Origin of the sequence: Pseudomonas frederiksbergensis, from assembly GCF_003732665.1 — a bacterium.
In the GTDB taxonomy this organism is placed as follows: domain Bacteria; phylum Pseudomonadota; class Gammaproteobacteria; order Pseudomonadales; family Pseudomonadaceae; genus Aquipseudomonas; species Aquipseudomonas frederiksbergensis_G.
The window spans coordinates 11,983-36,817 of sequence record NZ_MOBP01000001.1; the positions used below are offsets into that span (position 1 = coordinate 11,983).

At 61.5% G+C, this 24,835-nt stretch carries 21 protein-coding genes and 1 pseudogene; 12 read left to right on the top strand and 10 right to left on the bottom strand.

Features of this window, described 5'->3' with window-relative positions:
- Positions 1-156 precede the first annotated feature (156 nt).
- Positions 157-1,515: an 8-oxoguanine deaminase gene (locus BK665_RS00070; RefSeq protein WP_123402291.1), complete on the top strand. Its 1,359-nt coding sequence runs from the start codon at positions 157-159 to the stop codon at positions 1,513-1,515.
- A 144-nt stretch (positions 1,516-1,659) separates the two neighbouring features.
- On the opposite strand, the gene BK665_RS00075 is transcribed toward BK665_RS00070, so the two are convergent.
- Positions 1,660-2,748 carry a calcium:cation antiporter gene (locus tag BK665_RS00075; protein WP_123402292.1) on the bottom strand — a complete coding sequence of 363 codons (1,089 nt, stop codon included), beginning with the start codon at positions 2,746-2,748 and terminating at the stop codon, positions 1,660-1,662.
- Positions 2,749-3,063: 315 nt separating this feature from the next.
- Here BK665_RS00075 and BK665_RS00080 point away from each other — a divergent pair, with 315 nt between their 5' ends.
- The 3 genes from BK665_RS00080 (at position 3,064) to BK665_RS00090 (ending at position 6,291) form a co-directional block, all read left to right on the top strand.
- On the top strand, positions 3,064-4,146 hold the full coding sequence (locus tag BK665_RS00080) for a BMP family ABC transporter substrate-binding protein (protein WP_123402293.1): 1,083 nt from the start codon (positions 3,064-3,066) through the stop codon (positions 4,144-4,146).
- Positions 4,147-4,290: 144 nt separating this feature from the next.
- Positions 4,291-5,256 carry a 2-oxoglutarate and iron-dependent oxygenase domain-containing protein gene (locus BK665_RS00085; protein ID WP_123402294.1) on the top strand — a complete coding sequence of 322 codons (966 nt, stop codon included), beginning with the start codon at positions 4,291-4,293 and terminating at the stop codon, positions 5,254-5,256.
- Between the two features lie 81 nt (positions 5,257-5,337).
- Entirely contained in the window at positions 5,338-6,291 is a 954-nt protein-coding gene (locus BK665_RS00090) for an adenosine deaminase (RefSeq protein ID WP_123402295.1), read from the top strand.
- A 111-nt stretch (positions 6,292-6,402) separates the two neighbouring features.
- Here BK665_RS00090 and BK665_RS00095 read toward each other — a convergent pair whose 3' ends face one another.
- The 3 genes from BK665_RS00095 to vimR form a co-directional block, all read right to left on the bottom strand.
- On the bottom strand, positions 6,403-7,782 hold the full coding sequence (locus BK665_RS00095) for an MFS transporter (protein ID WP_123402296.1): 1,380 nt from the start codon (positions 7,780-7,782) through the stop codon (positions 6,403-6,405).
- Positions 7,783-7,909: 127 nt separating this feature from the next.
- Positions 7,910-8,644 carry an ArsR/SmtB family transcription factor gene (locus BK665_RS00100; protein ID WP_123402297.1) on the bottom strand — a complete coding sequence of 245 codons (735 nt, stop codon included), beginning with the start codon at positions 8,642-8,644 and terminating at the stop codon, positions 7,910-7,912.
- Positions 8,645-8,938: 294 nt separating this feature from the next.
- Positions 8,939-9,868 (bottom strand): transcription regulator VimR, encoded by a 930-nt coding sequence (gene vimR / locus BK665_RS00105; RefSeq protein WP_123402298.1) that lies wholly within the window; start codon positions 9,866-9,868, stop codon positions 8,939-8,941.
- A gap of 119 nt (positions 9,869-9,987) precedes the next feature.
- Between vimR and BK665_RS00110 the strand changes: the two genes are divergently transcribed.
- From BK665_RS00110 to BK665_RS34400, 3 genes are all read left to right on the top strand, one after another.
- Positions 9,988-10,281: a putative quinol monooxygenase gene (locus tag BK665_RS00110; protein ID WP_123402299.1), complete on the top strand. Its 294-nt coding sequence runs from the start codon at positions 9,988-9,990 to the stop codon at positions 10,279-10,281.
- A gap of 30 nt (positions 10,282-10,311) precedes the next feature.
- Positions 10,312-11,325, top strand: a complete 1,014-nt coding sequence (locus BK665_RS00115) for a zinc-binding alcohol dehydrogenase family protein (protein WP_123402300.1) — start codon at positions 10,312-10,314, stop codon at positions 11,323-11,325.
- A gap of 187 nt (positions 11,326-11,512) precedes the next feature.
- Positions 11,513-11,683, top strand: a complete 171-nt coding sequence (locus tag BK665_RS34400; RefSeq protein WP_177332684.1) for a hypothetical protein — start codon at positions 11,513-11,515, stop codon at positions 11,681-11,683.
- Between the two features lie 8 nt (positions 11,684-11,691).
- Here the strand turns inward: BK665_RS34400 and BK665_RS00120 are convergent, their stop codons facing one another.
- Complete coding sequence (locus BK665_RS00120) at positions 11,692-12,888, bottom strand: multidrug effflux MFS transporter (RefSeq protein WP_123402301.1); 1,197 nt, start codon at positions 12,886-12,888, stop codon at positions 11,692-11,694.
- A 225-nt stretch (positions 12,889-13,113) separates the two neighbouring features.
- Entirely contained in the window at positions 13,114-13,311 is a 198-nt protein-coding gene (locus tag BK665_RS00125) for a cation transporter (protein ID WP_123402302.1), read from the bottom strand.
- 159 nt (positions 13,312-13,470) lie between these two features.
- Between BK665_RS00125 and BK665_RS00130 the strand changes: the two genes are divergently transcribed.
- The 3 genes from BK665_RS00130 to cueR all read left to right on the top strand — a co-directional run bounded on the left by BK665_RS00130 (position 13,471) and on the right by cueR (position 16,847).
- Positions 13,471-13,854 carry a hypothetical protein gene (locus tag BK665_RS00130; RefSeq protein ID WP_123402303.1) on the top strand — a complete coding sequence of 128 codons (384 nt, stop codon included), beginning with the start codon at positions 13,471-13,473 and terminating at the stop codon, positions 13,852-13,854.
- A gap of 192 nt (positions 13,855-14,046) precedes the next feature.
- Entirely contained in the window at positions 14,047-16,437 is a 2,391-nt protein-coding gene (locus BK665_RS00135; RefSeq protein WP_123402304.1) for a heavy metal translocating P-type ATPase, read from the top strand.
- Entirely contained in the window at positions 16,434-16,847 is a 414-nt protein-coding gene (gene cueR / locus BK665_RS00140) for a Cu(I)-responsive transcriptional regulator (RefSeq protein ID WP_123402305.1), read from the top strand. The genes BK665_RS00135 and cueR overlap by 4 nt, the downstream gene beginning before the upstream one ends.
- On the opposite strand, the gene BK665_RS00145 is transcribed toward cueR, so the two are convergent.
- Together BK665_RS00145 and BK665_RS00160 are read right to left on the bottom strand one after the other, a co-directional pair.
- Complete coding sequence (locus BK665_RS00145; protein WP_123402306.1) at positions 16,801-18,015, bottom strand: MFS transporter; 1,215 nt, start codon at positions 18,013-18,015, stop codon at positions 16,801-16,803. The genes cueR and BK665_RS00145 overlap by 47 nt on opposite strands.
- Positions 18,016-18,892: 877 nt before the next feature.
- Positions 18,893-19,786 carry a PA4780 family RIO1-like protein kinase gene (locus BK665_RS00160; protein ID WP_123402307.1) on the bottom strand — a complete coding sequence of 298 codons (894 nt, stop codon included), beginning with the start codon at positions 19,784-19,786 and terminating at the stop codon, positions 18,893-18,895.
- 603 nt (positions 19,787-20,389) lie between these two features.
- Between BK665_RS00160 and BK665_RS35260 the strand changes: the two are divergent.
- Positions 20,390-21,322 (top strand): annotated as a pseudogene (locus BK665_RS35260) (cache domain-containing protein); the annotation flags it as partial.
- Positions 21,323-21,451: 129 nt separating this feature from the next.
- Positions 21,452-22,180 carry a methyl-accepting chemotaxis protein gene (locus BK665_RS35265; RefSeq protein ID WP_375538918.1) on the top strand — a complete coding sequence of 243 codons (729 nt, stop codon included), beginning with the start codon at positions 21,452-21,454 and terminating at the stop codon, positions 22,178-22,180.
- Between the two features lie 126 nt (positions 22,181-22,306).
- On the opposite strand, the gene BK665_RS00170 is transcribed toward BK665_RS35265, so the two are convergent.
- Positions 22,307-23,098, bottom strand: a complete 792-nt coding sequence (locus tag BK665_RS00170; protein ID WP_123402309.1) for an AraC family transcriptional regulator — start codon at positions 23,096-23,098, stop codon at positions 22,307-22,309.
- Positions 23,099-23,355: 257 nt separating this feature from the next.
- Positions 23,356-24,633: an acetyl-CoA C-acetyltransferase gene (locus BK665_RS00175; RefSeq protein ID WP_123402310.1), complete on the bottom strand. Its 1,278-nt coding sequence runs from the start codon at positions 24,631-24,633 to the stop codon at positions 23,356-23,358.
- Positions 24,634-24,835: the final 202 nt, after the last annotated feature.

Genomic DNA, 24,835 nt, shown 5'->3' on the forward strand with positions numbered 1-24,835 from the left:
CGAGCAAGCCCGCTCCCACAGGTCGGGCCGGGCTTGCCCATAACGCACTTTTGTTTGAAACTCCGCACCTCGTCCCCCGCGGCGACCCTGGATCAGCAGACAGGGTAATCACTGAGCTGGCTAACCTGAACCCAACTTTCAGAGGAGCCGGCCAACATGCCTGCGACCCGTACCTGGTTAAAAAATCCCCTCGCGATCTTCACTGCCAATGGCCTCGATGCCCGTGGCGGTCTGGTGCTGCAAGACGGTGTGATCGTTGAACTGCTCGCCGCCGGCCAGCAACCCTCCGCGCCCTGTGCACAGGTCTTCGATGCCCGCGAGCATGTGATCCTGCCCGGCCTGATCAACACCCATCACCATTTCTATCAGACCCTGACCCGAGCCTGGGCGCCGGTGGTTAACCAGCCGTTGTTCCCGTGGCTGAAAACCCTGTACCCGGTCTGGGCGCGCCTGACCCCGGAAAAACTCGCCCTCGCCAGCAAAGTCGCGTTGGCCGAGTTGCTGCTGTCCGGTTGCACCACGGCGGCCGATCACCATTACCTGTTTCCCGAAGGCCTGGAAAATGCGATCGACGTGCAAGTCGAAAGCGTTCGCGAATTGGGCATGCGCGCCATGCTGACTCGCGGTTCCATGAGCCTCGGCGAAAAGGACGGAGGCCTGCCGCCGCAGCAAACCGTGCAGGAAGGCGAAGTGATTCTCGCCGACAGTCAGCGCTTGATCGCTGAGTACCACGAGCGCGGTGACGGCGCTCAAATCCAGATCGCTCTGGCGCCATGCTCGCCGTTCTCGGTGACCCCGGAAATCATGTCCGCCAGCGCCGAGTTGGCGAACAAACTCGACGTGCGCCTGCACACGCACCTGGCGGAAACCCTCGACGAAGAAGATTTCTGCCTGCAGCGCTTCGGCCTGCGCACCGTGGATTACCTGGACAGCGTCGGCTGGCTCGGCCCGCGTACGTGGCTGGCCCACGGCATCCATTTCAACCCCGACGAAATCGCCCGCCTCGGCGCGGCGGGCACCGGGATTTGCCATTGCCCGAGCTCGAACATGCGCCTGGCGTCTGGCATCTGCCCTACCCTGGACCTGACCGCTGCCGGTGCGTTGCTGGGCCTGGGGGTGGACGGTTCGGCGTCCAACGATGCGTCGAACATGATGCTCGAAACCCGTCAGGCGCTGTACATCCAGCGCCTGCGCTATGGCGCCCAGAAGATCACCCCGGAATTGGTTCTGGGCTGGGCGACCAAGGGCTCGGCGAGTTTGCTCGGGCGTACCGATATTGGTGAACTGGCGGTGGGCAAGCAGGCGGACCTGGCGCTGTTCAAGCTCGATGAACTGCGCTTCTCCGGCAGCCATGATCCGGTGTCGGCGCTGCTGTTGTGCGGCGCGGATCGGGCGGATCGAGTGATGATCGGCGGCAAGTGGCGGGTGATTGATGGACAGGTTGAGGGGTTGGATCTGAAGGGGTTGATTGCGGATCACAGCCAGGCGGCTCGGCAACTGATCGCCGGCACCTAAGTCGATCGCGGTCCAATGTGGGAGCGGGCTTGCTCGCGAAGGCGGGGTGTCAGGCAATGATGATGATGTGACTGACACGCCCTCTTCGCGAGCAAGCCCGCTCCCACATTTTGATTCGGTTCCCACAGCGGTTTTGTGGTGATTTTAGAGACCGAGCAGCGACAACATGATGAACGTCGCAAACAACACAAAATGCGTCATACCCTCAATGGCATTGGTTTCCCCGTCATTGAGGTTGATCGCGCTGACGATCAGCGTCAGGAAAATCATTACCGTCTGCACCGGGGTCATCGCCATTTGAAACGGTTGGCCGGTGTAGAGCGCCATCGCTTCCATCACCGGCACGGTCAGGATCACCGTCGACAGCGACGCGCCCATGGCGATGTTGACCACTGACTGCATGCGGTTGGCCAACGCCGCGCGCAACGCGGTCAAGATCTCGGGTGCCGCAGAAATCGCCGCCACCAGGATCGCCGTGATCACCGGCGGCGCGCCCGTGCCTTCCAGGCCCAGGTCGAGGGTCTTGGACATCACCTCGGCCAAGGCGCCGATCACCACCACACCAAACACCAGCGTCGCGATACTCAGCGGCACATTGACCGGTTCAGATTCTTCCTCCGGGACTTTCTTGCGGCGTTTTTCCGGGTAGCTGTAGCTGAAGAAATAACTGTGCGGCCCGACCTGCATGCGCAGGAACAAGGTGTAGAGCACGATCATCGCGCCGATGGTGAACGCCGAATAAACCTTCCAATTGGCCTCGGGAATGAACTCCGGCACCACCATGGAAACGCCCATGGCGGTGAGGATCATCACGCTGTAGCTGCGCGCCGAGTCGTCGTTGTAGGACTGTTCGCCATGCTTGATCCCACCCATCAACGCGGCCAGACCGAGGATGCCGTTGATATCGAGCATCACCGCCGAGTAAATCGTGTCACGCACCAGGGTCGGCGAGGCTTCGTTGCTCATCATGATCGCTAGGATCACCACTTCCACCAGCACGGCGGCCAGGGTCAGGATCATCGTGCCGTAGGGGTCACCGACTTTTTCCGCCAGCAGCTCGGCGTGATGAGCCACGCGCATGGACGCCGCGACGATGAAGGCGATCAGCACCAGCCCGGCGGCCAGCGCAACGGGTTGGCCGTTGTGCAGCATCCACGGCTCCAGCGGGTACGCGACGACGGCGGCGATAACGGCCAGCAACAGAAATTTTTCTTGCTTGAGGAGTGTGAGCATTGCGGGCCTTTTGCACAGTGGAGCGAAACCAGGGTGATGAGCTACTGACTGCGGGGCGGCGCTAACGTTTCGTTACACCTTAGCGCACCAGTGGATGGCGTGGATTGGCAAGCGTGCACCGGGATAGTTCTGCGCTAGCCGTCAGGGCCTCTTCGCGGGCAAGCCTCGCTCCTACAGGAGCGGTGTTCGCGTCGCTTTTGTAGGAGCGAGGCTTGCCCGCGAAGGCCGTAACGCGGTTTCGAATGTTTTGTTGTCCTGTTGGTCAGCAATTTGCATTGACCTCGCCATCCTCAAAACAAAATGGAGTTCGAGTTCATGCATAAACGTCCGTTGAAGAAGCTGTTGTGCGCCGTTGCCGTGGCGATGGGGCTGAGCGCCAGCCTGACCGCCAGTGCCGCCGACCCGCTGAAAGTCGGCTTCGTCTATATCGGCCCGATCGGTGACCACGGCTGGACGTATCAGCATGAACAGGGGCGCAAGGCGCTGGCGGAGAAGTTCGGTTCGCAGATCACCACCAACTACGTGGAAAACGTCGCCGAAGGCGCCGACGCCGAGCGGGTGATCCGCAACATGGCCAAGGACAATTACGACCTGATCTTCACCACCTCTTTCGGCTACATGAACCCGACCCTGAAAGTCGCCAAGCAATTCCCCAAGGTGACCTTCGAACACGCCACCGGCTATAAGCAGGACAAGAACCTCGGCACTTACCTGGCGCGCACCTATGAGGGGCGCTATGTCGGCGGCTTCCTCGCGGCGAAGATGACCAAGACCAAGAAGATCGGCTACATCGCCTCGTTCCCGATCCCGGAAGTGATCCGCGACATCAACGCCATTCAACTGGCCCTGAACAAATACAACCCCGGCACCGAGATCAAAGTGGTGTGGGTCAACTCGTGGTTCGATCCGGGCAAAGAGGCCGATGCCGCCAACGCCCTGATCGACCAGGGCGTGGACGTGGTGTTCCAGCACACTGACAGCCCGGCGCCGATTCAGGCGGCCGAACGGCGTGGCGTGTATGCCGTGGGCTACGCTTCGGACATGCAGCACTTCGGGCCCAAAGCGGTTCTGACCTCCATCGTCAACGACTGGGGCCCGCACTATATTCAGGCGACCCAAAGCGTGCTCGACCACACCTGGAAATCCCAGGATTACTGGGGCGGTTTGAAGGAAGGCACGGTCGAATTGCCGATCAGCGATTTGGTGCCTGCACCGGTGAAAGCCGAAGCCGAGCAGATCATTGCCGACATCAAGAGCGGTGCGCTGCATCCGTTCACCGGGCCGATCAAGGATCAGGCCGGGGTCGAGAAAATCCCGGCGGGGGTGACGGCCACCAATGCGGAACTGGCGTCGATGAACTACTACGTTGAAGGCATGAAGGCCGAAATCCCGAAGTAGTCCTTCACTCCATACACAATCCCCCTGTGGGAGCGGGCTTGCTCGCGAAGGCGTCGTGTCAGTCAACATCAATACTGCTGATACACCGCTTTCGCGAGCAAGCCCGCTCCCACATTGGACTTTCAGCGTTTTTAAGGACTGCGCATGAATCAGCTCCCCATCATCGACATCGCACCGCTCTACACCGACGACGCACACGCCTGGCAATCCATCGCCACGCAAATCGACCGCGCCTGCCGCGACTGGGGTTTTTTCTATATCAAGGGCCACCCCATCAGCGCCGCCCGCATCGACACCGTGCTCGACCACGCCCACCGCTTCTTCGCCCTGCCCGCCGCTGAAAAGCTCAAGATCGACATCACCCAAACCACCCACCATCGCGGCTACGGCGCCATCGCCACCGAGCAACTGGACCCGAGCAAACCCAGCGACCTGAAAGAAACCTTCGACATGGGCCTGCACCTGCCGGCGGATCACCCTGACGTGCTGGCGAACAAGCCATTGCGCGGCCCCAATCGTCATCCGTTGCTGCCCGGTTGGGAAACGCTGATGGAGCAGCATTACCTCGACATGCAGGCCCTCGCCCAAACCCTGCTGCGGGCGATGACGATGGCGCTTGGCATCGAGCGCGACTTTTTCGACTCACGCTTCAACGAGCCGGTCAGCGTACTGCGGATGATTCACTACCCGCCGTGCCACACCGCCAGTTCCGCAGACCAGCAAGGCGCCGGCGCCCACACCGATTACGGTTGCATCACCCTGCTCTACCAGGACGCCGCCGGGGGCTTGCAAGTGCGCAACGTAAACGGCGAATGGATCGACGCGCCGCCTATCGAAGGCACGTTCGTGGTCAACCTCGGCGACATGATGGCGCGCTGGAGTAACGACCGTTACCTGTCGACCCCGCACCGGGTGATCAGCCCATTGGGCGTGGACCGTTACTCGATGCCGTTCTTCGCCGAGCCGCACCCGGACACGCTCATCGAATGCCTGCCCGGTTGCCAGGATGCCGTGGGCTCGGCGAAATATCCCACAACCACCTGCGCCGAATTCCTGCTGTCACGCTTCGCCGATACCTACGCCTATCGCCGTGAACCCCAAGCGGTTTGATCAACCGTCTGGTCAGGTTTTACCAATTATTGCAGCGAGCATCTGTAGAATGCCGTTATTGCACCTGATGAGAATTCGAACATGTACGACTGGCTGAACGCCCTGCCCAAGGCAGAACTGCACTTGCACCTGGAAGGCTCGCTGGAGCCTGAGTTGCTGTTCGCCCTGGCCGAACGCAACAAGATCGCCCTGCCGTGGGACGACGTCGAAACCCTGCGCAAGGCCTACGCCTTCAACAACCTGCAGGAATTTCTCGACCTGTACTACAAGGGCGCCGACGTGTTGCGCACCTCCCAGGATTTCTACGACCTGACCTGGGCCTATCTGTTGCGCTGCAAGGCGCAGAACGTGATTCACACCGAACCGTTCTTCGACCCGCAGACCCACACCGACCGTGGCGTGCCCTTCGAAGTGGTGCTCAACGGCATCGCGGCTGCGCTGAAGGATGGCGAGCAGCAACTGGGCATCACCAGCGGTTTGATCCTGAGCTTCCTGCGCCACTTGAGCGAAGACGAAGCGCAGAAAACCCTCGACCAGGCGCTGCCGTTCCGCGACGCGTTTGTGGCCGTGGGCCTGGACAGTTCGGAGATGGGTCACCCTCCGAGCAAGTTCCAGCGCGTGTTTGATCGTGCCCGCCACGAAGGCTTCCTGACCGTCGCCCACGCGGGCGAAGAAGGCCCGCCGGAGTACATCTGGGAAGCCCTCGACCTGCTGAAAATCCAGCGCATCGACCATGGCGTGCGCGCCATCGAAGACGAGCGCTTGATGCAACGGATCATAGACGAGCAAATCCCGCTGACCGTGTGCCCGCTGTCGAACACCAAGCTCTGCGTGTTCGACCACATGTCCCAGCACAACATCCTCGACATGCTGGAGCGTGGGGTGAACGTGACGGTGAACTCCGATGACCCGGCGTACTTCGGCGGTTATGTCACCGAGAACTTCCATGCGCTGTACACCGACCTGGGCATGACCCAGGATCAGGCCAAGCGCCTGGCGCAGAACAGCCTGGATGCGCGGTTGGTAAAACCATAAGCCTCACCGCATAAACCCATGTGGGAGCGGGCTTGCTCGCGAAGAGGGAGTGTCAGTCAACATTTATGTCGCTGACACACCGCCTTCGCGAGCAAGCCCGCTCCCACATGTTCAGATCGGTGTTGCTTCAGTTAACTCCTCCAACGTCTTGCCCCGCGTCTCCATCCCGAACACCCACACCACCCCCGCCGCAATCGCAAAGCACATCGCCCCCAAGGCAAAGACCCCGCCCTGCCCGGTAATCGGGAACACCAGCCCGGTCACCAATGGCCCGAGCAACGAACCCACGCGACCAATCGCCGAGGCAAATCCGGAGCCCGTGGCCCGTGCCGAGGTCGGGTACAACTCCGGCGTGTAGGTGTAGAGCACCGCCCACATGCCGAACAGGAAGAATTGCATCAGCAGGCCCGAGGTGATCAACAGCCCGACGTTGCCGCCAAACACCGCGCTCTGGCCATACAGAAACGCCATCACCCCGCCACCCAGCAGCGTCACGATGCACACCGGTTTGCGTCCCCAGCGTTCAACCAGCCACGCGGCCATGAGGAAACCGGGAATCCCGCCGAGGGAAATCAGCACCGTGTAATACACCGATTGGGTCACGGCAAAACCCGACTGCTGCAGCAAGGCGCTGAGCCACGAGGTCAAGCCGTAGAAGCCGAGCAACGCGAAGAACCACACACTCCAGATCATCATCGTGCGCTGGCGGTACAGCGGCGACCAGATTTGCTGCAACGCGGAAAAGAACGTGCCCGGCGTACTCGCCACCCGAGGCAAACGAATCGGCTCGGGAAGATCCGAACGGCCCAAGGATCGACGGACCCGCTCTTCAATGCCCAGCAACACCTTGTCCGCCGCCGCATGGCGCCCGGCCTGTTCCAGCCAGCGCGGTGATTCGGGAATGAAGAGACGAATCGCCAACACAAACACCGCCGGCACTGCCAACACCAGGAAGATGTCACGCCAGCCGATCACCGGCAGCAGGAAGTACGACAGCACGCCGGCTGCGACAAAACCCAAGGGCCAGAAGCCGTCCATCAACGCGATATAACGCCCGCGTTTTCTCGCCGGAATCAGTTCCGAAAGCATTGACTGCGCAATGGGAAACTCCATGCCCATGCCGATTCCCAGCAGCACCCGGAACAGCGTCAGGGTTTCCACGTTCTGCGCCGTGGAGCACAGGTAACTGGCGATGCCCCACAACACGATGCTCCACTGGAACACCGGTTTGCGCCCAAAGCGATCGGCCAACATCCCGGACAACGACGCCCCGACCACCATGCCGAAGAAGCTCGAACTGGCCAGCAACCCGGCCTGGGCGCTGCTCAGGCCGAACTCGGTTTTGATCGAACCGAGCAGGAACGTCATCATCGCCAGGTCCATGGAGTCGAAGAAAAACGCCAGGGCGATGATGATGAAAATGATGCGGTGATAGCCGCTGATGGGCAGCCGTTCCAAGCGTTCTGCCGCGCTGAAGCCTCGTGTTTCCATGCCCTGTTCCCCCGTCCGAAAGTCCCCGGATCGAGTGTGCGCGATAGCGGCTGGGGGTTATTGCTGGATGCGACCTGCCCGCAACCCTGAACGACGCCCGAGGCCTCAGACGTCGGTCTCGATGCGTCTACAACGCCATTTCCAGCTCGGTTTCCTTGGCGAAGCGGTGGACTTCACGCTGCCCGGTCGCGGTGATTTGAAGGGCACGGGAATCATTGGGCAGGGTCAACCAGCCAGACTGCATGAACAACTGCAGCAACGCCGCGCCCAACGAACCACCCAGGTGCGGACGGCGTTCACTCCAGTCGGGGCAGGCGCAGGCAATTTGCGCATTGCGGTGGGCCAGGGCCTGGATGAACACCCCGCGACTGGCCAGTTGCGTAGAGCCCTTGAGGGTGACGACGACCCGCTGATCGAACTGCTCAATCCAGCCGGCATCCAGCAAGCGCTGGTACAGGTCCGCCGCCAGGGTGCCGCCCAGATGGTCATCGCACAGCCGCGCTTGCAACAGCGACGATGGCGCCGACTGGCGTTTGACCATGGGGTTGCCGCGTTTGAGCGTCTCCGGAATCTCCCGTGGCTTGCTCGCCAGGGTGGCGCTGGCCAGCGCTTCCACGGCAGCGCCGATTTCGGGCGCGGCCAGGCGGAAGAACCTTTTGCGTCCACGCTCTTCGACTTTCAACAGACCTCCGGCGGACAAACGCCCCAGGTGTGCACTGGCCGAAGACGGCGACAGCCCGGCCGCCAGGGCCAGCTCTTCGGTATGCCGCGCCGAGCCATCCATCAAGGCCCACATCATTGCGCTGCGCTTGGGGTCAGCCAGCAGCGTGGCGATCTGGCTGATGCAAGGTGCATGTTCCATGTATTCACTCCCTGTTGAATCGTTTCGTCTACTGCTCACAGACATCTTGACCAGTAATGTGTCGTCGGCCAAGACGTGAAAACCGCCATAAACCGGGTCAGGCAAGCCACCCCCGTGGCGTGATCCGTCAAGCAACCCGGACCGACTCGCGGGCGAGCGTAAATGCGTCCGGGCCAGTGCGCCGGTGCAGGCATGGGGCGGGCGCTAGTATAAGCGGGTTGACCGTCGGTTCCTGCCCTTGAGAGGCCGTGGGTGGTGATAGTTCCTGACAGAAATTTCGCTATTTGCCTGCGACTATTGATCAGTGGCCGCCAACGACGGAAATTGACTACTCAACTTCGCGCATCGGCTGGCGAGCATTTCCCGCAAAAGGTTCACCGGCTTACTCAATTGTGCGCGATGGGCGCACAGCAAATTCAGCGGTGCGCGCTCGCACAGCAACTCCGGCAACAGCACTTTCAAGCGACCGGCCAGCACATCGGCGCCCACATCCAGCCAGGACTTGTAGGCGATCCCGGCGCCCGCTATTGCCCACAGGCGCACCACATCGGCGTCATCGCTGAAACGGTCACCGCTGACCGTCAAACTGACTTCGCGCTTGCCGTCGTGAAAACTCCAGTGATCGTGAACCCGGCTGCCGAGCATAAACAGCAGGCAATTGTGCTGCGCCAGTTGTTCCAGTTGCCGGGGTTCGCCGTGTCGGGCCAGATACGCCGGCGATGCGCAGAGCACGCGACGGTTTTGCGGGGCGATGGGCAGCGCCACCAGGCTTGAATCTTCCGGCTCGCCATAGCGCAGGGCGATGTCCACCGGTTGGCGGAACAGGTCGGCGATGCGATCGCCCAACAGCAGACGCACGGTGAGTTTGGGGTGTTCGCGCTGGAATTCATCTAGCCACGGCAACAGCAGGTTGCGCCCGAAATCCGAAGGCGCCGAGAGCTGCAAGATCCCGCTGACCTGATCCTGACCGCTGGCCAACAAGCGCCGGCCCTCGTCCAGATTACTCAGGGCCGCCCGGGCATATTCCAGGAAGCCCTCGCCTTCGGCGGTCAGGCGCAGGCTGCGGGTGGAACGGGCCAGCAGCCGTGCGCCGAGTTGCTGTTCGATGCGCTTGAGTGCCGCGCTGGCCACCGCCGCCGACATGTCCATCACCCGTGCCGCCGCCGACAGGCTACCCAGGTCCGCCGCCCGGACAAACAACTGCAAGTCATCGAAACGCAGCATCGTCAGCCTCGATTATCAAAAAAATATTGAAAGAGACTGCTCTTTTAGCGGGTTTTATCTTGCCGGGAAATAGCCAATCATCTGTCCCATCGAAAATCACTCAGCGTCAGGAGTCGAACATGTCCCAGCCGTTTACCGCCATCGCCACCCTTATCGCCAAACCCGGCCAGCAAGACGCTCTCGAACAGCACCTGCGGGCACTCATCGAGCCGACCCGCGCCGAGGCCGGTTGCGGTCAATACGATTTGCACCAGGACCTGGCCAACCCGCTGGCGTTCTACATGATCGAACAATGGGCCAGCGACGAAGCCCTGCAAGCCCACGACGCCAGCGCCCATATCCAGAACTTCCGCACCAAGGCCGGCGACTTTCTTGAACACTTCGACCTCAAGCGCCTGCGCACCCTGGTCTGATTCCTTCCTTTATTACCTCCGGAGCCCTTTATGAAAGCCATTGCCTACTACGCCTCCCTGCCGATCAGCGACGCCAACTCCCTGCAAGACATCGAACTGCCAGAACCGGTCGCCGGTCCTCGCGACCTGCTGGTGGAAGTCAAAGCCATCTCGGTCAACCCGGTGGACACCAAGGTCCGGCAGAACGTCCAGCCGGAAGAAGGCGCCGCCAAAGTGCTGGGCTGGGACGTGGCCGGTGTGGTCAAGGCAGTGGGCAGCGAGGTGACCCTGTTCAAGGCTGGCGACAACGTGTTTTACGCCGGCTCCATCGCCCGCGCCGGTGGCAACAGCGAGTTGCATGTGGTGGATGAACGCATCGTCGGCCATATGCCCAAATCCCTCGGTTTCGCCGAAGCCGCCGCGCTGCCGCTGACCGCGATCACCGCGTGGGAATTGTTGTTCGAGCGCCTGCAAGTGCGCGAAGGCAAAACCGATGAAGACCAGAGTTTGCTGATCGTCGGTGCGGCCGGTGGCGTCGGCTCGATCCTGACCCAACTGGCCAACCAGCTCACCGGGCTCAAGGTGATCGGCACCGCGTCTCGTCCACAAACCCAGAGCTGGGTGCGCGAGTTGGGCGCCGACCTGGTGATCGATCACAGCCAGCCGCTGAGCGAAGAACTCAAACGTGCCGGCGTCGAGCACGTGACCCACGTCGCCAGCCTGACCCAGACCGATGAGCATCTGGATCAACTGGTCGAGGCTTTGGCACCCCAGGGCAAACTGGCGTTGATCGATGATCCGAAGGCGCTGGACATTACCAAGCTCAAGCGCAAGAGCCTGTCGCTGCACTGGGAATTCATGTACACCCGCTCGCTGTTCGAGACGGCCGACATGATCGAGCAGCACAACTTGCTCAACCGTATCGCCGAGCTGATCGACGCCGGGACATTGAAAACCACGGTGGGCGAACACTTCGGCACCATCAACGCGGCCAACCTGCGTCGTGCTCATGAACTGCTGGAGAGTGGCAAGGCCAAGGGCAAAATTGTATTAGAAGGTTTCTAAACGTTTCCGTAGGAGCATGGCTTGCCCGCGATGGAGCCCTCAAGATCGCCATCGCGGGCAAGCCTCGCTCCTACAAAAGCAATTTTGCACCGTCAGTCTGAAGGTTGACCGTTGTCACAAATGCGATCGTATTCGGGTCTACAATCGAAACCTCTGCGACACAATCTTTTACTTAAGGAGGTCAGCAATGAAGATCCTGATAAAAGAAGTGGCAACATCCCAGTGGCAAGTTCGTCTCGACCAACACGCTGTCACGTTCCGCAGCGAAGCTGAAGCGCGCGCCTTCACCCGTACCCTGGAAGCGCGACTTCTCGCCCCCCATCAGATTCCCGACCGCCAGCAGCGTGCCGCTGGCTAATCCCGCCTTCAAACTTCGGCTTGGGCCAACGCCCGGGCATTTTGCAAACGCCGGGTGAGCATCGCCACGCTCACCACCAGAACTCCACACAGGCTGATGACCATGGCCATCGGCATGGCGCTGCCATCGTGCAACAAACCCACCAGCGATGCCGCCCCGGCGGCGATGCTGAATTGCAGGCAGCCGAGCAGTGCCGACGCACTGCCGGCGCGTGCGCCCTGCCCGTTCATGGCGCAGGCCGAGGCGTTGGGCAGGATGCAACCGAGGCTGGCGATGCAGACAAACAATGGAATTAGCAGCGGCCATAGTTGTTCGGTGTGCAGCGAGCTGACCGCGAGCAACGTCAGGCCTGCGCCCAGGTAAATCCACACCGTACGTGCCAGCAGGAACGCCGGGCCACGCTTGGCCAGCAGTCGCGCGTTGACCTGCGCCACTAGAATGAAGCCCGCTGCGTTGGTGCCGAACAGCCAGCCGAAGTGCTCGGCCGGCACGCCATACAGTTTGATGAAGACAAACGGCGAGCCGGAGATGTAGGCGAACATGCCAGCGACGGCCAGACCGCCAGTCAGGGCATGGCCGAGGTAGACCGGATCGGCCAGCAACCGGCCGTACTGACGCAATGCGCCTTTCAATGGTTGGCGCGGCACGTAGTCCGGCAGGCTTTCCGGCAGACCGAGGGCCACGGCCAGTGCGGCCAGGGCGCTGAACCCGGTCAGCACCAAGAAGATCGACTGCCAACCGGTGGTGTTGACCAACAGCCCGCCGAGCATCGGTGCCAGGATCGGCGCCAGGCCCATCACCAGCATCAGTTGCGAAAAGACCTTCGCCGAGCCCACCGCGTCGCATTTATCACTGACCACCGCCCGTGAGATCACCATCCCCGCGCAACCACCCAGCGCCTGGATGAAGCGCGCACCCATCAACCATTCCAGGTTCGGCGCAAACGCACAGGCCAGTGAAGCGGCGGTGAACAGACCAACGCCGGTCAACAACGGAATCCGCCGCCCGAACCGATCCGCCACAGGGCCGTACAGCAACTGACCAATGGACAGGCCGAGGAAATACGCGGCGAGGGTCATTTGCACGTGTTTTTCGTCTGTGCCGAATGACTGTGCGATGGCCGGGAACGCCGGCAAGTAGAAATCGATCGCCAGCGGACCGAAAGCGGTCAGGGCGCCAAGAATCAGAATGGTACGGAAGTTCATCAGGCATCCATTGGGGCGTGGGTCGGCAGGCTCGACAGTCTAGCTGCGCGGGGACGCCTTGGACAATCCGATAGGTCGCTAACTATTAAAAACCCTCAAGATGAATGCAAAACCAAAGTGGGAGCGGGCTTGCTCGCGAATGCGGTGGATCAGTCAATGATGATGGCGATTGATACGCCGCTTTCGCGAGCAAGCCCGCTCCCACAGGGGGATTTGTGATCGGCTTCAGGCGACTTTGGCGTCGTAGCCTTCTTCGGTGATGGCGGCGATCACCTGCTCGGCCGTCAACGCGCTATCGACGCCGACTTCTTTCGCCGCCAGATCCACCCGCACACTGGCGGCCGGGTCTTTTGCCTGGACGGCTTGGGTGATGGCCTTAACGCAGTGACCACAGGACATGCCTTGAACGTTGAACACTTGCATGGGATGACTCCTTGAGTGAGGCTTTTTAATGACACGGCCGGCAGTCTCGAGCTTGCCACCATGGCAAGGTCAAGTTCTGGAATAAACTGCCGGGCTGGCATTCGGCGTCGCGCTCGGCCAAGCTGCGGCATCAATGACTCGACCTCAGGAGATTCAGCCATGCGCTGGTCAGCTCTCAGCCTGTTCGGCTTCCTCAGCCTTTTCGCCACCCTGCCTTCGGCCAATGCCGCCGGGGAAGACTACGGCGTCCTGATCATTTCCCGCGAGCGCCTGGAAGTCGCGACCTCCTGCGAGATCGGCGTGTACATCCAGGATCAACTGTCGGCGCGGCTGTTCCAGGAGCAAAGCACTTCGTTCAACCTGCCGCCGGGCAATGTGTCCCTGCGCCTTAAACTGCTGCCGGGCCAGGCGCCGGGCTGCAATGCCGGCATACTCGCGCCGGGCTCGCAGAACATCACCCTCAAGGCCGGGGATGTGTTGAAGTTCCGGATTGCGATGACGCAGGAAGGGATGTACCTAAAACCCGCCGCTCTCGAATATTGACCTCCACCCCCATGTGGGAGCGGGCTTGCTCGCGAAAGCGGTGTGTCAGTCAACGTTGATGTCGACTATCACACCACTTTTCGCGAGCAAGCCCGCTCCCACATTTGGCATGCAGCGATTGTAGATTGGCGCTTGACCTTGCCCGCATGGCAAGGTTGATCCTGTAGGCACTTTCTACAGGGAGCCTGACCGATGTCCGAATCCACCACTTTCGATCTGCCGATTGCCGGCATGACCTGCGCCAGTTGCGCCGGGCGTGTCGAGCGTGCCTTGAGCAAAGTCATCGGCGCCACCGCCGTCAGCGTCAACCTCGCCACCGAGCAGGCACGCATCCAGGCCCCCAGTGACAGCTTGCCGGCGTTGATGGACGCGGTGCAGCAGGCCGGTTACAGCGTGCCGCAGCAAAGCCTGGAATTGAGCATCGACGGCATGACCTGCGCCTCCTGCGTCGGTCGGGTCGAACGGGCGCTGAACAAGGTGCCGGGGGTGAAAAGCGTCAGCGTCAATCTGGCCAACGAACGCGCCCACCTCGAATTGCTCGGCCACATCGATCCGCAGACCCTGATCGCCGCCGTGACCAAGGCTGGCTACAGCGCCAGCGTCTTTGAAATCGAACACCCCACCGACAACCAACAAATCCGGCTCAAACGCGAGCGCTGGATTCTGCTCGCGGCCATCGCCCTGGCCTTGCCGCTGGTGTTGCCGATGCTGCTGCAACCCTTCGGCGTGCACTGGATGCTCCCGGCCTGGGTGCAATTCGCGTTGGCCACGCCGGTGCAATTCATCTTCGGCGCACGCTTCTACGTCGCGGCGTGGAAAGCCGTGCGCGTCGGGGCTGGCAATATGGATTTGCTCGTCGCTCTGGGCACCAGCGCCGGTTATGGCTTGAGTCTTTATGAATGGGCCACCGCCGCCGGTCCCATGCCGCATCTGTATTTCGAAGCGTCGGCAGTGGTGATTGCGCTGGTGCTGCTGGGCAAATACCTGGAAAGCCGCGCCAAACGCCAGACCGCCAGCGCCATCCGCGCACTGGAAGCGTTGCGTCCAGAGCGGGCGATTCAAGTGATCGATGGCCGCGAACAAGACGTCGCCATCAGCGCCCTGCGCCTGAATGATCTGGTCATGGTCAAACCCGGCGAACGTTTCCCGGTGGACGGCGAAGTGGTGGAAGGCCAGAGCCACGCCGACGAAGCGCTGATCAGCGGCGAAAGCCTGCCGGTGCCGAAACAACCCGGCGACAAAGTGACTGGCGGCGCAATCAATGGCGAAGGCCGGTTGCTGGTGCGCACCTTGGCCCTCGGCGCGGAAACCGTTTTGGCGCGCATCATTCGTCTGGTGGAAGACGCTCAGGCCGCGAAGGCGCCCATCCAGAAACTGGTGGATAAAGTCAGCCAGGTGTTTGTGCCGACGGTGTTGGTCTTGGCCCTGGCGACGTTAATTGGTTGGTGGTTGTACGGCGCGCCGATTGAAACGGCGCTGATCAACGCCGTCGCGGTGCTGGTGATTGCCTGCCCTTGCGCCCTTGGCCTGGCCACCCCGACGGCCATCATGGCCGGCACCGGCGTGGCGGCGCGCTACGGGATTCTGATCAAGGACGCCGAAGCGCTGGAACGCGCCCATGAAGTCAGCGCGGTGGTGTTCGACAAGACCGGCACGCTGACCTCCGGTGCGCCGCGTATCGCCCATTTGAGTGCACTTGATGGCGACGAAGCCACCCTGCTGCAAAGGGCCGGCGCGCTGCAACGGGGCAGCGAACACCCGTTGGCCAAGGCAGTACTGGATGCCTGCGCCGAACGCGGATTGGACGTGGCGGATGTCACTGACAGCCAATCGCTGACTGGACGCGGCATCGCCGGTACGCTCGACGGTCGTCGGTTGGCGCTGGGCAATCGACGTCTATTGGAAGAAAGCGCTTTGAGCGCCGGTTCCTTGGCCGACTCCGCAAAAGCCTGGGAAACCGAAGGCCGGACCCTGTCCTGGCTGATCGAGCAAAGCCCCGAACCCCGCGTCCTCGGCCTCTTCGCTTTCGGCGACACCCTCAAACCCGGCGCCCTGCAAGCGGTGCAGCAACTCAACGCCCGCAACATCAGCAGCCATTTGCTGACCGGCGACAACCGGGGCAGCGCCAAAGTCGTCGCCGAGGCACTGGGCATCACCGACGTTCACGCCGAAGTCCTCCCGGCGGACAAAGCCGCCACCGTCGCCGAACTGAAGAAAACCGGCGTGGTGGCGATGGTCGGCGACGGCATCAACGACGCCCCGGCGCTGGCGGCGGCGGACATCGGCATCGCCATGGGCGGTGGCACCGATGTGGCGATGCACGCCGCCGGGATCACCCTGATGCGCGGCGATCCACGATTGGTGCCGGCGGCGCTGGAGATCAGCCGCAAGACCTACGCGAAGATCCGCCAGAACCTGTTCTGGGCCTTCGTCTACAACCTGATCGGCATTCCGCTGGCAGCGTTCGGCTTCCTCAACCCGGTGCTGGCCGGCGCGGCGATGGCACTGTCGAGCGTCAGCGTGGTGAGCAATGCGCTACTGTTGAAAACCTGGAAACCCAAGGATCTGGAGGACAACCGATGAACATCGGCCAAGCGGCCCGCCACAGCGGCCTGAGCGCGAAGATGATCCGTTATTACGAGTCCATCAGCCTGCTCAAAGCAGCCCATCGCACCGACAGCGGCTACCGGGTGTATGGCGATGACGACCTGCACACATTGGCGTTTATCAAGCGCTCGCGGGACTTGGGTTTTTCCCTGGAAGAGGTCGGCAAGTTGCTGACCCTGTGGCAGGACCGCCAACGGGCCAGCGCCGATGTGAAGGCCTTGGCCCGTCAGCACATCGACGAGCTGAACCAGAAGATCCGCGAACTCGGCCAGTTGCGCGACACCTTGCAGGATCTGGTCGAGCACTGCCACGGCGACCACCGCCCCGACTGCCCGATCCTCAAGGAGCTGGCGTCGGGTTGCTGCGCCGAACCTGGCCGCGCCTGAGGGACAAGCCTTTCACCACCAACAACGTGGTGAGGGGAATGCCGTGGAACAACGCCACCACCGCGCCGGGGGTCCACCAGGCGTAGAACGGCGCGGCGATCAGCATGCCGATGCCGAACCCGGTCATTTGCAGCAACGTCAGAAAGCTGAAGATCGGCAGGCGCAGGTGATCCGGCTCCCGTTGCAGGCGCGACATCAGGCCGACTTCGGAAAACCCGTCACCCAACCCGGCGGGCAACGAGAACAGCAGCAAACCGTAGAGGGTCTGCTGCTGGAACATCAGGATGAAGCCGCAGGACATCAGCAGCACGCCATAGAAAAAGCGCCGCTCCAGGTTGATGTTGTCCGAGCCCTTGAGGCGACTGGCGATTCGCGCACCGATCAGTTTGCCGCTGGCCCAGACCGCCAGCATCAGCCCCAGGGTGGTGCTGGCCGATTCCGGCGTCAGCAGTCGCGAGATGATCGGGAAACCGACGTTGTGTGCCGCGCTGCCCAAGGTGTCTGCCATGGCCACTGCGAGCATCGCCGCCAATACCGGGGCGCTGCGCAAGCCTTGCAGCAGCGCCGACCATTCTCCTCGCTCGTTTTTTACTTCAGCGTTCGTTGCTGCTGCGCGGAAACGCAACGGCACGATCAACAGCGCAGCCAGCAGGTACGTGACCACGTTCAGTGCGAACACCACTTCAAAACCGAAAGCGGCGACGACCAGACCCGCCACCAGACTGCCACCGACCATGGCCATGGACGCCGCCGAGGTGATCCAGGCGTTGGTCTTGAGCAGGTGCTCGCGGTCGATCAGGTTCGGTAATTGGCTGTTGAGGCCGATGGCAAACATCGAATTGCCGAAGCCCAGGCCGAAGGCAATCACCGGCAGCAACAACGCTTGTTGGGCGACCGGCACAATCAGCAACAAGCCGAGCACCCCGGCGCGCAGCAGGTCAAAGGCAATCAACGGCAAACGCCCGGCCACGCGACGGTAGAACGGCGTGCCGATCAGACTGGCAACAATCCCCCCAGTGACGCGACTGGCAAGGAAAATCGCCACGCTCATGGCGCTGTTGCTCAGCACATAGACGTAAGTGGCCAGGGCGACCATGTTGAGGAACGCGCCGAAGTCGGAGATCAGGCGGGCGGTGATGATCAGATGGGCGTTGCGGGTGGAGTTCACATTCAGTCCTTGAGTGTGGGGCATTACAAAGGGCCTGAGTATGTGCGAGCGAGCCTGCTCGCGAAAGCGCTCAGTCTGCCAACAGAGATGTTGAATGTGCCGGCCCCTTCGCGAGCAAGCCCGCTCCCACACTGGATGGGCGGCGACCACTATTACCGTGAGCACCATCGATCAACTGTGGGAGCGGGCTTGCTCGCGAAAGCGGTGTGTCAGGCAACGGTGATGTGGGATGTGCCGGCCTCTTCGCGAGCAAGCTCGCTCCCACACTGGTTGGTGGCGAACACTATTACCGTGAGCACCATCGATCAACTGTGGGAGCGGGCTTGCTCGCGATAGCGGTGTGTCAGTCAGCGGAGATGTGGGATGTGCCGGCCTCTTCGCGAGCAAGCCCGCTCCCACACTGGTTTGGCGGTGGACACAATTATTGTGAACACCATTGATCCCCTGTGGGAGCGGGCTTGCTCGCGAAAGCGGTGTGTCAGGCAACGGTGATGTGGGATGTGCCGCCCTCTTCGCGAGCAAGCTCGCTCCCACACTGGTTTGGCGGTGGGCACAATGGCTGTGAACACCATTGATCCCCTGTGGGAGCGGGCTTGCTCGCGAAAGCGTTGTGTCAGGCAACGGGGATGTTGGATGTGCCGGCCCCTTCGCGAGCAAGCCCGCTCCCACACTGGTTTGGCGGTGGACACAATTATTGTGGACACCATTGATCCCCTGTGGGAGCGGGCTTGCTCGCGAAAGCGGTGTGTCAGTCAACGGTGATGTTGGATGTGCCGGCCCTTTCGCGAGCAAGCCCGCTCCCACAGTTGGATCTTTGGTGCATGGGAGTTGGGCGGCCACAAAAAACCCGGCCTGGGCCGGGTTTTTCGTTAACCGATCACTGCATCCAGGGCGGAGGCGGTTCTTCGGTTTTGCTCGGTGGCGCATCGTCGGCTGCGCGCACCGCTTGTTTACGCTCTTCATCCAGGCGTGCCGCTTCGATTTCGCGGATGACGCCACCTACGTCCGCCAGCTCTTCCGGCTCGTCGAACTCGCCGGTCAATACGCTGGCCGGGTGCAAGGTGCCGGCTTCGTACAAGGCCCACATTTCCTTGGCGTACTTGGTCTTTTTCAACTCCGGCGCAAACCGCCCGAAGTAAGAGGCCATGTTGCCCACGTCCCGCTCCAGCATGTTGAACGCGTGGTTGTTGCCCGCCGCATCCACCGCTTGCGGCAAGTCGATGATCACCGGGCCGGTCGGGGTCAACAGCACGTTGAACTCCGACAGGTCACCGTGCACCAGACCGGTACACAACATCAGCACGATCTGGGAAATCAGGAACGCGTGGTACTCGCGGGCCTGGTCCGGCTCCAACACCACGTCGTTCAGACGCGGCGCGGCATCGCCGTATTCGTCGGCCACCAGCTCCATCAGCAGTACGCCTTCAAGGAAGTCATACGGCTTGGGCACCCGCACACCGGCGCCGGCCAGACGAAACAGGGCCGCCACTTCGGCGTTCTGCCAGGCGTCCTCGGTTTCTTTCTTGCCGAACTTGGAACCCTTGGCCATTGCCCGGGCCTGTCGGCTGTTGCGTACCTTGCGGCCTTCCTGATACTCGGCCGCCTGGCGGAAACTGCGTTTATTCGCCTCCTTGTAGACCTTCGCGCAACGTAGCTCGTTACCGCAGCGCACCACATAAACAGCTGCTTCTTTACCACTCATGAGTGGGCGCAGCACCTCGTCGACCAGACCGTCCTCGATCAGGGGTTCAATGCGTTTTGGAGTCTTCATCAGCTTTTATTGTGGGTCCTTTATTACCAAACACGCGAAAGTCATTCGTTATACGGCAATCCTCGCGCCTCGGGGAGGGGTTGCCGACCTATGAACATTGCAGATGCACACAATGTGCCGAATTTACCCGGCAAATCCGCTGCCGATCAATGACCGTTGGAGATCATAGCCGAGCCGCCGACACGCGTCGGCGAAGGGATGCGCGGGCATTTGCGACAGAAGCTGACATCCGGATTCCATCTATTTGTCGGATTTTTCTCAACGAGCCTCAATTTCCCACTTTTTCAGCCGAAGTCCTCATAGAGAAAAGGATTTGTCTGACAATCGTCCCCGACTAAAACAACGATGTCGCACTCAAGGAGCCGAGTGGATCAACAACGTTTTCGGCTGCCAATAATCCGCGAGTCATCTGCACTGCGTGGGCCAACAAGAAAATCTGGAGCGCGGATGAACATCAAACAGAAGTTGACCTGGGCGTTTGCAATCATCGCCTCTTTACCGGTGGTGTTGGTCGCCACCCTGGTCGTGCTGAACTTGCGCAGCGACGCCAAGGACGATTTCGTCGACGGCAGCGGCCGCGAAATTCGCCAGGTCAGCAATGCCATGCAGCTATTTTTCGACGGCATCAGCCAGAACGTCGATTACCTGGCATCCCAGCCGCTGATCAAGGGCACCGACGACAGCCTCAAGACCTACATGGCCGCCAACGCCGAAAGCATTCCCCAAGGCGAGATGGACAAAAAAGTCTTCGCGCTGCTCCAAGACCTGGGCAACAGTCACCCGTCCTACGCCTACGCCATCGTAGGCACCGCGGCGGGTGGTTATGTGTCCTGGCCGGACGATGCAAAGCTCAATAATTACGACCCACGCCAGCGTCCCTGGTACAAAGCCGCCCAGGCCAAGCCGGGCAAGCCGTTCCGCACCGAGGCCTATTACTGGGCCCAGGACGACGCGTCCTACGTCAGCACCGTGCGCACCATCGATAACAAGTTGGGCAGCAACGGCGGCGTGGTCAGCATCGACGTGACGCTCAAGCAGCTCACCGAAATCGTCAAACAGATCAAACTCGGCGAAACCGGTTACCTGATGCTGCTGGAAAACAGCGGCACCGTGCTGGTCGATCCGAAACAACCCGAACACAACTTCAAGGCCCTGAGCAGCCTCGGCGAAGGCTACGCACAATTGGCCAAGGCCGGCAAAGGCCTGGTGGAAGTGGAGCTCAACGGCGAACGCTACATGGCCAACGTCTGGCCGTCGGAGCAACTGGGCTGGACCTTTATCGGTCTGATCAAGCAAACCGATGTGATGAGCTCGGCCACCCAGTTGACCTGGTTGATCGCGATCATCGCTGCCGTGTTGGCTGTGTTCTTCGCCATCGTCGGCGCCAGTTTCGCCCGCGTTATCGTGCGCCCGATCAGCAGCGTGGCCAGCGGTCTGGAAGGCATCGCCCAAGGTGAAGGCGACCTGACCAAGAACCTGGAAATCCGTGGCAGTGACGAAACCGCGCAACTGGCCAGTTGGTTCAACCAGTTCCTGGCGGCGATTCGCAACCTGATCCAGAGCATCGGCGGCGCCGCGAATAAAATCCTCGCCACCTCCCAGAGCTCGACCCGAGTCTCCAGTGACATGGCCGAAGCCGCCGGGCGCCAGCGTGAAGCGGTGGACATGGTGTCCACGGCGTTCCACGAAATGGTCGCCACTGCCAACGAAGTCGCCCGGTCATGCAGCCAGGCCGCCGAATCGGCCGACAGTGGCCAACGCCAGGCCCGCGAAGGTCAGCAGCAAATTGATGCCGCGGTATCCAGCGTGGATCGCTTGAGCCAGGAAATCGAATCCTCGGCGCAGTCGATGCAGCAACTGGAACGCGACAGCAATGACATTCAGTCGATCCTGGGGACCATTCGCTCGATTGCTGAACAGACCAACCTGCTGGCGCTGAACGCTGCAATTGAAGCGGCACGGGCCGGTGAGCAAGGTCGCGGGTTTGCGGTGGTGGCGGATGAAGTTCGCGCCCTGGCCAAACGCACGGCCGACTCCACGGCGGAGATTGACGGCTTGCTCGGCAACCTCGCCAAGCGCACCAGCCAGGTGACCCAGCAAATGCATGCGAGCCTGGAGGTGTCGCAGCAGTCGGTGAGTCGCATCGGTGAGGCGCGCAACAGCTTCGGGCAGATCCGCGAATCGGTGGACGTGATCCGCGACATGAACACGCAGATCGCGACGGCGGCGGAAGAACAGCATTCGGTGGCAGAAGAGATCAATCGGCACATCAGCCAGATTCATGGCGATGCGCAGTTGGTGGCGGAACTGGCGAACTCGGCGCGTCTGGATTCCCAGAGCCTGGCCGGGTTGTCGAATGAACTGGATGGGTTGGTTCGGCGCTTTAGAACCTGATCTCGACAACACCGAAAATCCCCTGTGGGAGCGGGCTTGCTCGCGAAGAGGGAGTGTCAGCCGACATCAATGGCGCTGACAGACCGCTTTCGCGAACAAGCCCGCTCCCACATTGGTTCTGCGGTGTTACTGCCGGAACAATTCCCCCGGGGTAAACCCGAACAACCCCCTGAACGCCGCAATAAACGCCGACGTCGAGTCATACCCACACCCCAGCGCCGCATTGGTCACGCTGTCGCCCTCCTCCAGCAAACTCAATGACGACAGCAGCCGCATGCGCTGACGCCAGCCGCGAAAGCTCAGTCCGGTTTCACGCTGAAACAGGCGCATCAGGGTTTTCTCCGAGGTGCCCAAGCGTCCCGCCCATTCCTGCAATGTCACGTGCTGCTCAGGGTTTTCGATCAGCTCATTGCACAACCCGAGCAAACGCTCATGCCGGGGCAACGGCAGCGAAAACTCCACCTCCGGCAAACCGGCCAACTGATCCAGCAACACATTCACCAGCCGCGCTTGCGGGCTGTCGCCCTGGGGATATTCCACGGGCAGCAGGCAGAAACTCTTGATCAGTTCCCGGGCCAGGGGCGTCACTTCCAGCACCCGGCAACGGCTGTCCGCCCACTCACAATCCTCGCGGCGCACATAGAGGCTGCGCATCTCGGCGCGCATTGAGGTCACGACTTGATGTTCAAGATCGGCGGGAATCCAGATGCCCCACTGCGGCGGCGCAAAGAAACTGCCCTCGGCAGTGTGCACCCCGAGCACGCCGCTGATGGCGTAGGAAAACTGCACCCAATCGTGACGGTGGGGTGGTGTCCAGGAGCCGGCGTTGAGGCTTTCGACCCGGGCGAACAATGGGCGCGGTAAGGCGGTTAGCGCCGGGATTGAGCGTTCGAGGGAAAGTTGTCCGTTGGACGTCATTGCGGGGCCTTGTGTCGCGGGGCGGCAGATAACGCGACGTTAGGCCAACTTGCCCGCCCTGACAAACACAATCCACTGTGGGAGCGAGCTTGCTCGCGATAGCGGTGAATCAGTCAACATTAATGTCACTGACCTACCGCTATCGCGAGCAAGCTCGCTCCCACAGGTTTGCGTGTGTCATTCAACATAGAGGTCGACTGATACGCCCTATTCGCGAGCAGGCTCGCTCCCACATTTTTTCAGCTTTGCGGTGAGGCTTAGCGTTCGATAATGGCGGTGACGCCCTGGCCGCCCGCCGCGCAGATAGAGATCAAGCCCCGGCCCTTGCCCGCCGCGTCCAGCAACTTCGCCAGGTTGGCGACGATGCGCCCGCCGGTGGCGGCAAACGGGTGGCCGGCGGCCAATGAGCTGCCCTTGACGTTGAGCCGACTGCGGTCGATGGAGCCCAGGGGCGCGTCGAGGCCGAGGCGGGTTTTGCAGTAGTCGGGGTCTTCCCAGGCTTTCAACGTGCACAACACCTGGGCGGCGAAGGCTTCGTGGATTTCGTAGTAGTCGAATTCCTGCAAGGTCAGGCCATTGCGCGCCAGCAAGCGCGGCACGGCGTAGACCGGCGCCATCAGCAGGCCTTCGGCACCGTTGACGAAATCCACCGCCGCCGCTTCGCCATCGCGCAAATACGCGAGGATCGGCAAGCCGCGTTCTTTCGCCCATTCCTCACTGCCAAGCAACACCAGCGACGCACCGTCGGTAAGCGGCGTGGAGTTGCCCGCGGTCATCGTGCCTTTGGCGCTTTTCTCGAACGCGGGTTTGAGCGAGGCGAGTTTTTCCAGGGTCAGGTCCGGGCGCAGGTTGTTGTCCCGGGTCAGGCCGAGGAACGGCGTCATCAAGTCGTTGTGCCAGCCTTCGGTGTAGGACGCGGCGAGTTTCTGGTGGCTTTCGAGGGCCAGTTGGTCCTGCTCGGCCCGGGGGATGTTCCAGGTCTGGGCCATCAGCTCGCAGTGTTGACCCATGGACAGACCGGTGCGCGGTTCGCCGTTGCGCGGGAACTCGGGGATCAAGTGACCGGGACGCAGTTGCAGGAAGGTTTTCAGTTTGTCGCCGGTGGTCTTGGCGCGGTTGGCTTGCAGGAGGATTCTGCGCAGGCCTTCGTTGATGCCGATCGGCGCGTCGGACGTGGTGTCGACGCCGCCCGCAATGCCGCAGTCGATCTGGCCCAGCGCGATTTTATTCGCCACCAGCAGCGCCGCTTCCAGGCCGGTGCCGCAGGCTTGCTGGATGTCGTAGGCGGGGGTGGTCGGCGACAGCCGCGAGCCGAGCACACATTCGCGGGTCAGGTTGAAATCCCGGGAATGCTTGAGCACCGCGCCCGCCGCCACTTCGCCCATGCGCAAACCGTGCAGGTTGAAACGTTCGATCAAGCCTTCGAGCGCTGCGGTGAGCATCGCCTGGTTACTGGCGGTGGCGTACGGCCCGTTGGAACGGGCGAAAGGAATACGGTTACCGCCAATGATCGCGACGCGGCGCAGCTGAGTCATGAAAAGCTCCTTGAAAAGATCCGATTGAACCACCGAACCCTGTGGGAGCGAGCTTGCTCGCGATAGCGGAGTTTCAGTCGACATAAATGCAGCTGACCGACCGCTATCGCGAGCGAGCTCGCTCCCACAAGGGGAATGTGTTGCCCTTAATGTCCTACTCTGCTGTGTTCAAGCGTAGGCCTTATCTCGTGGATCGAACGAC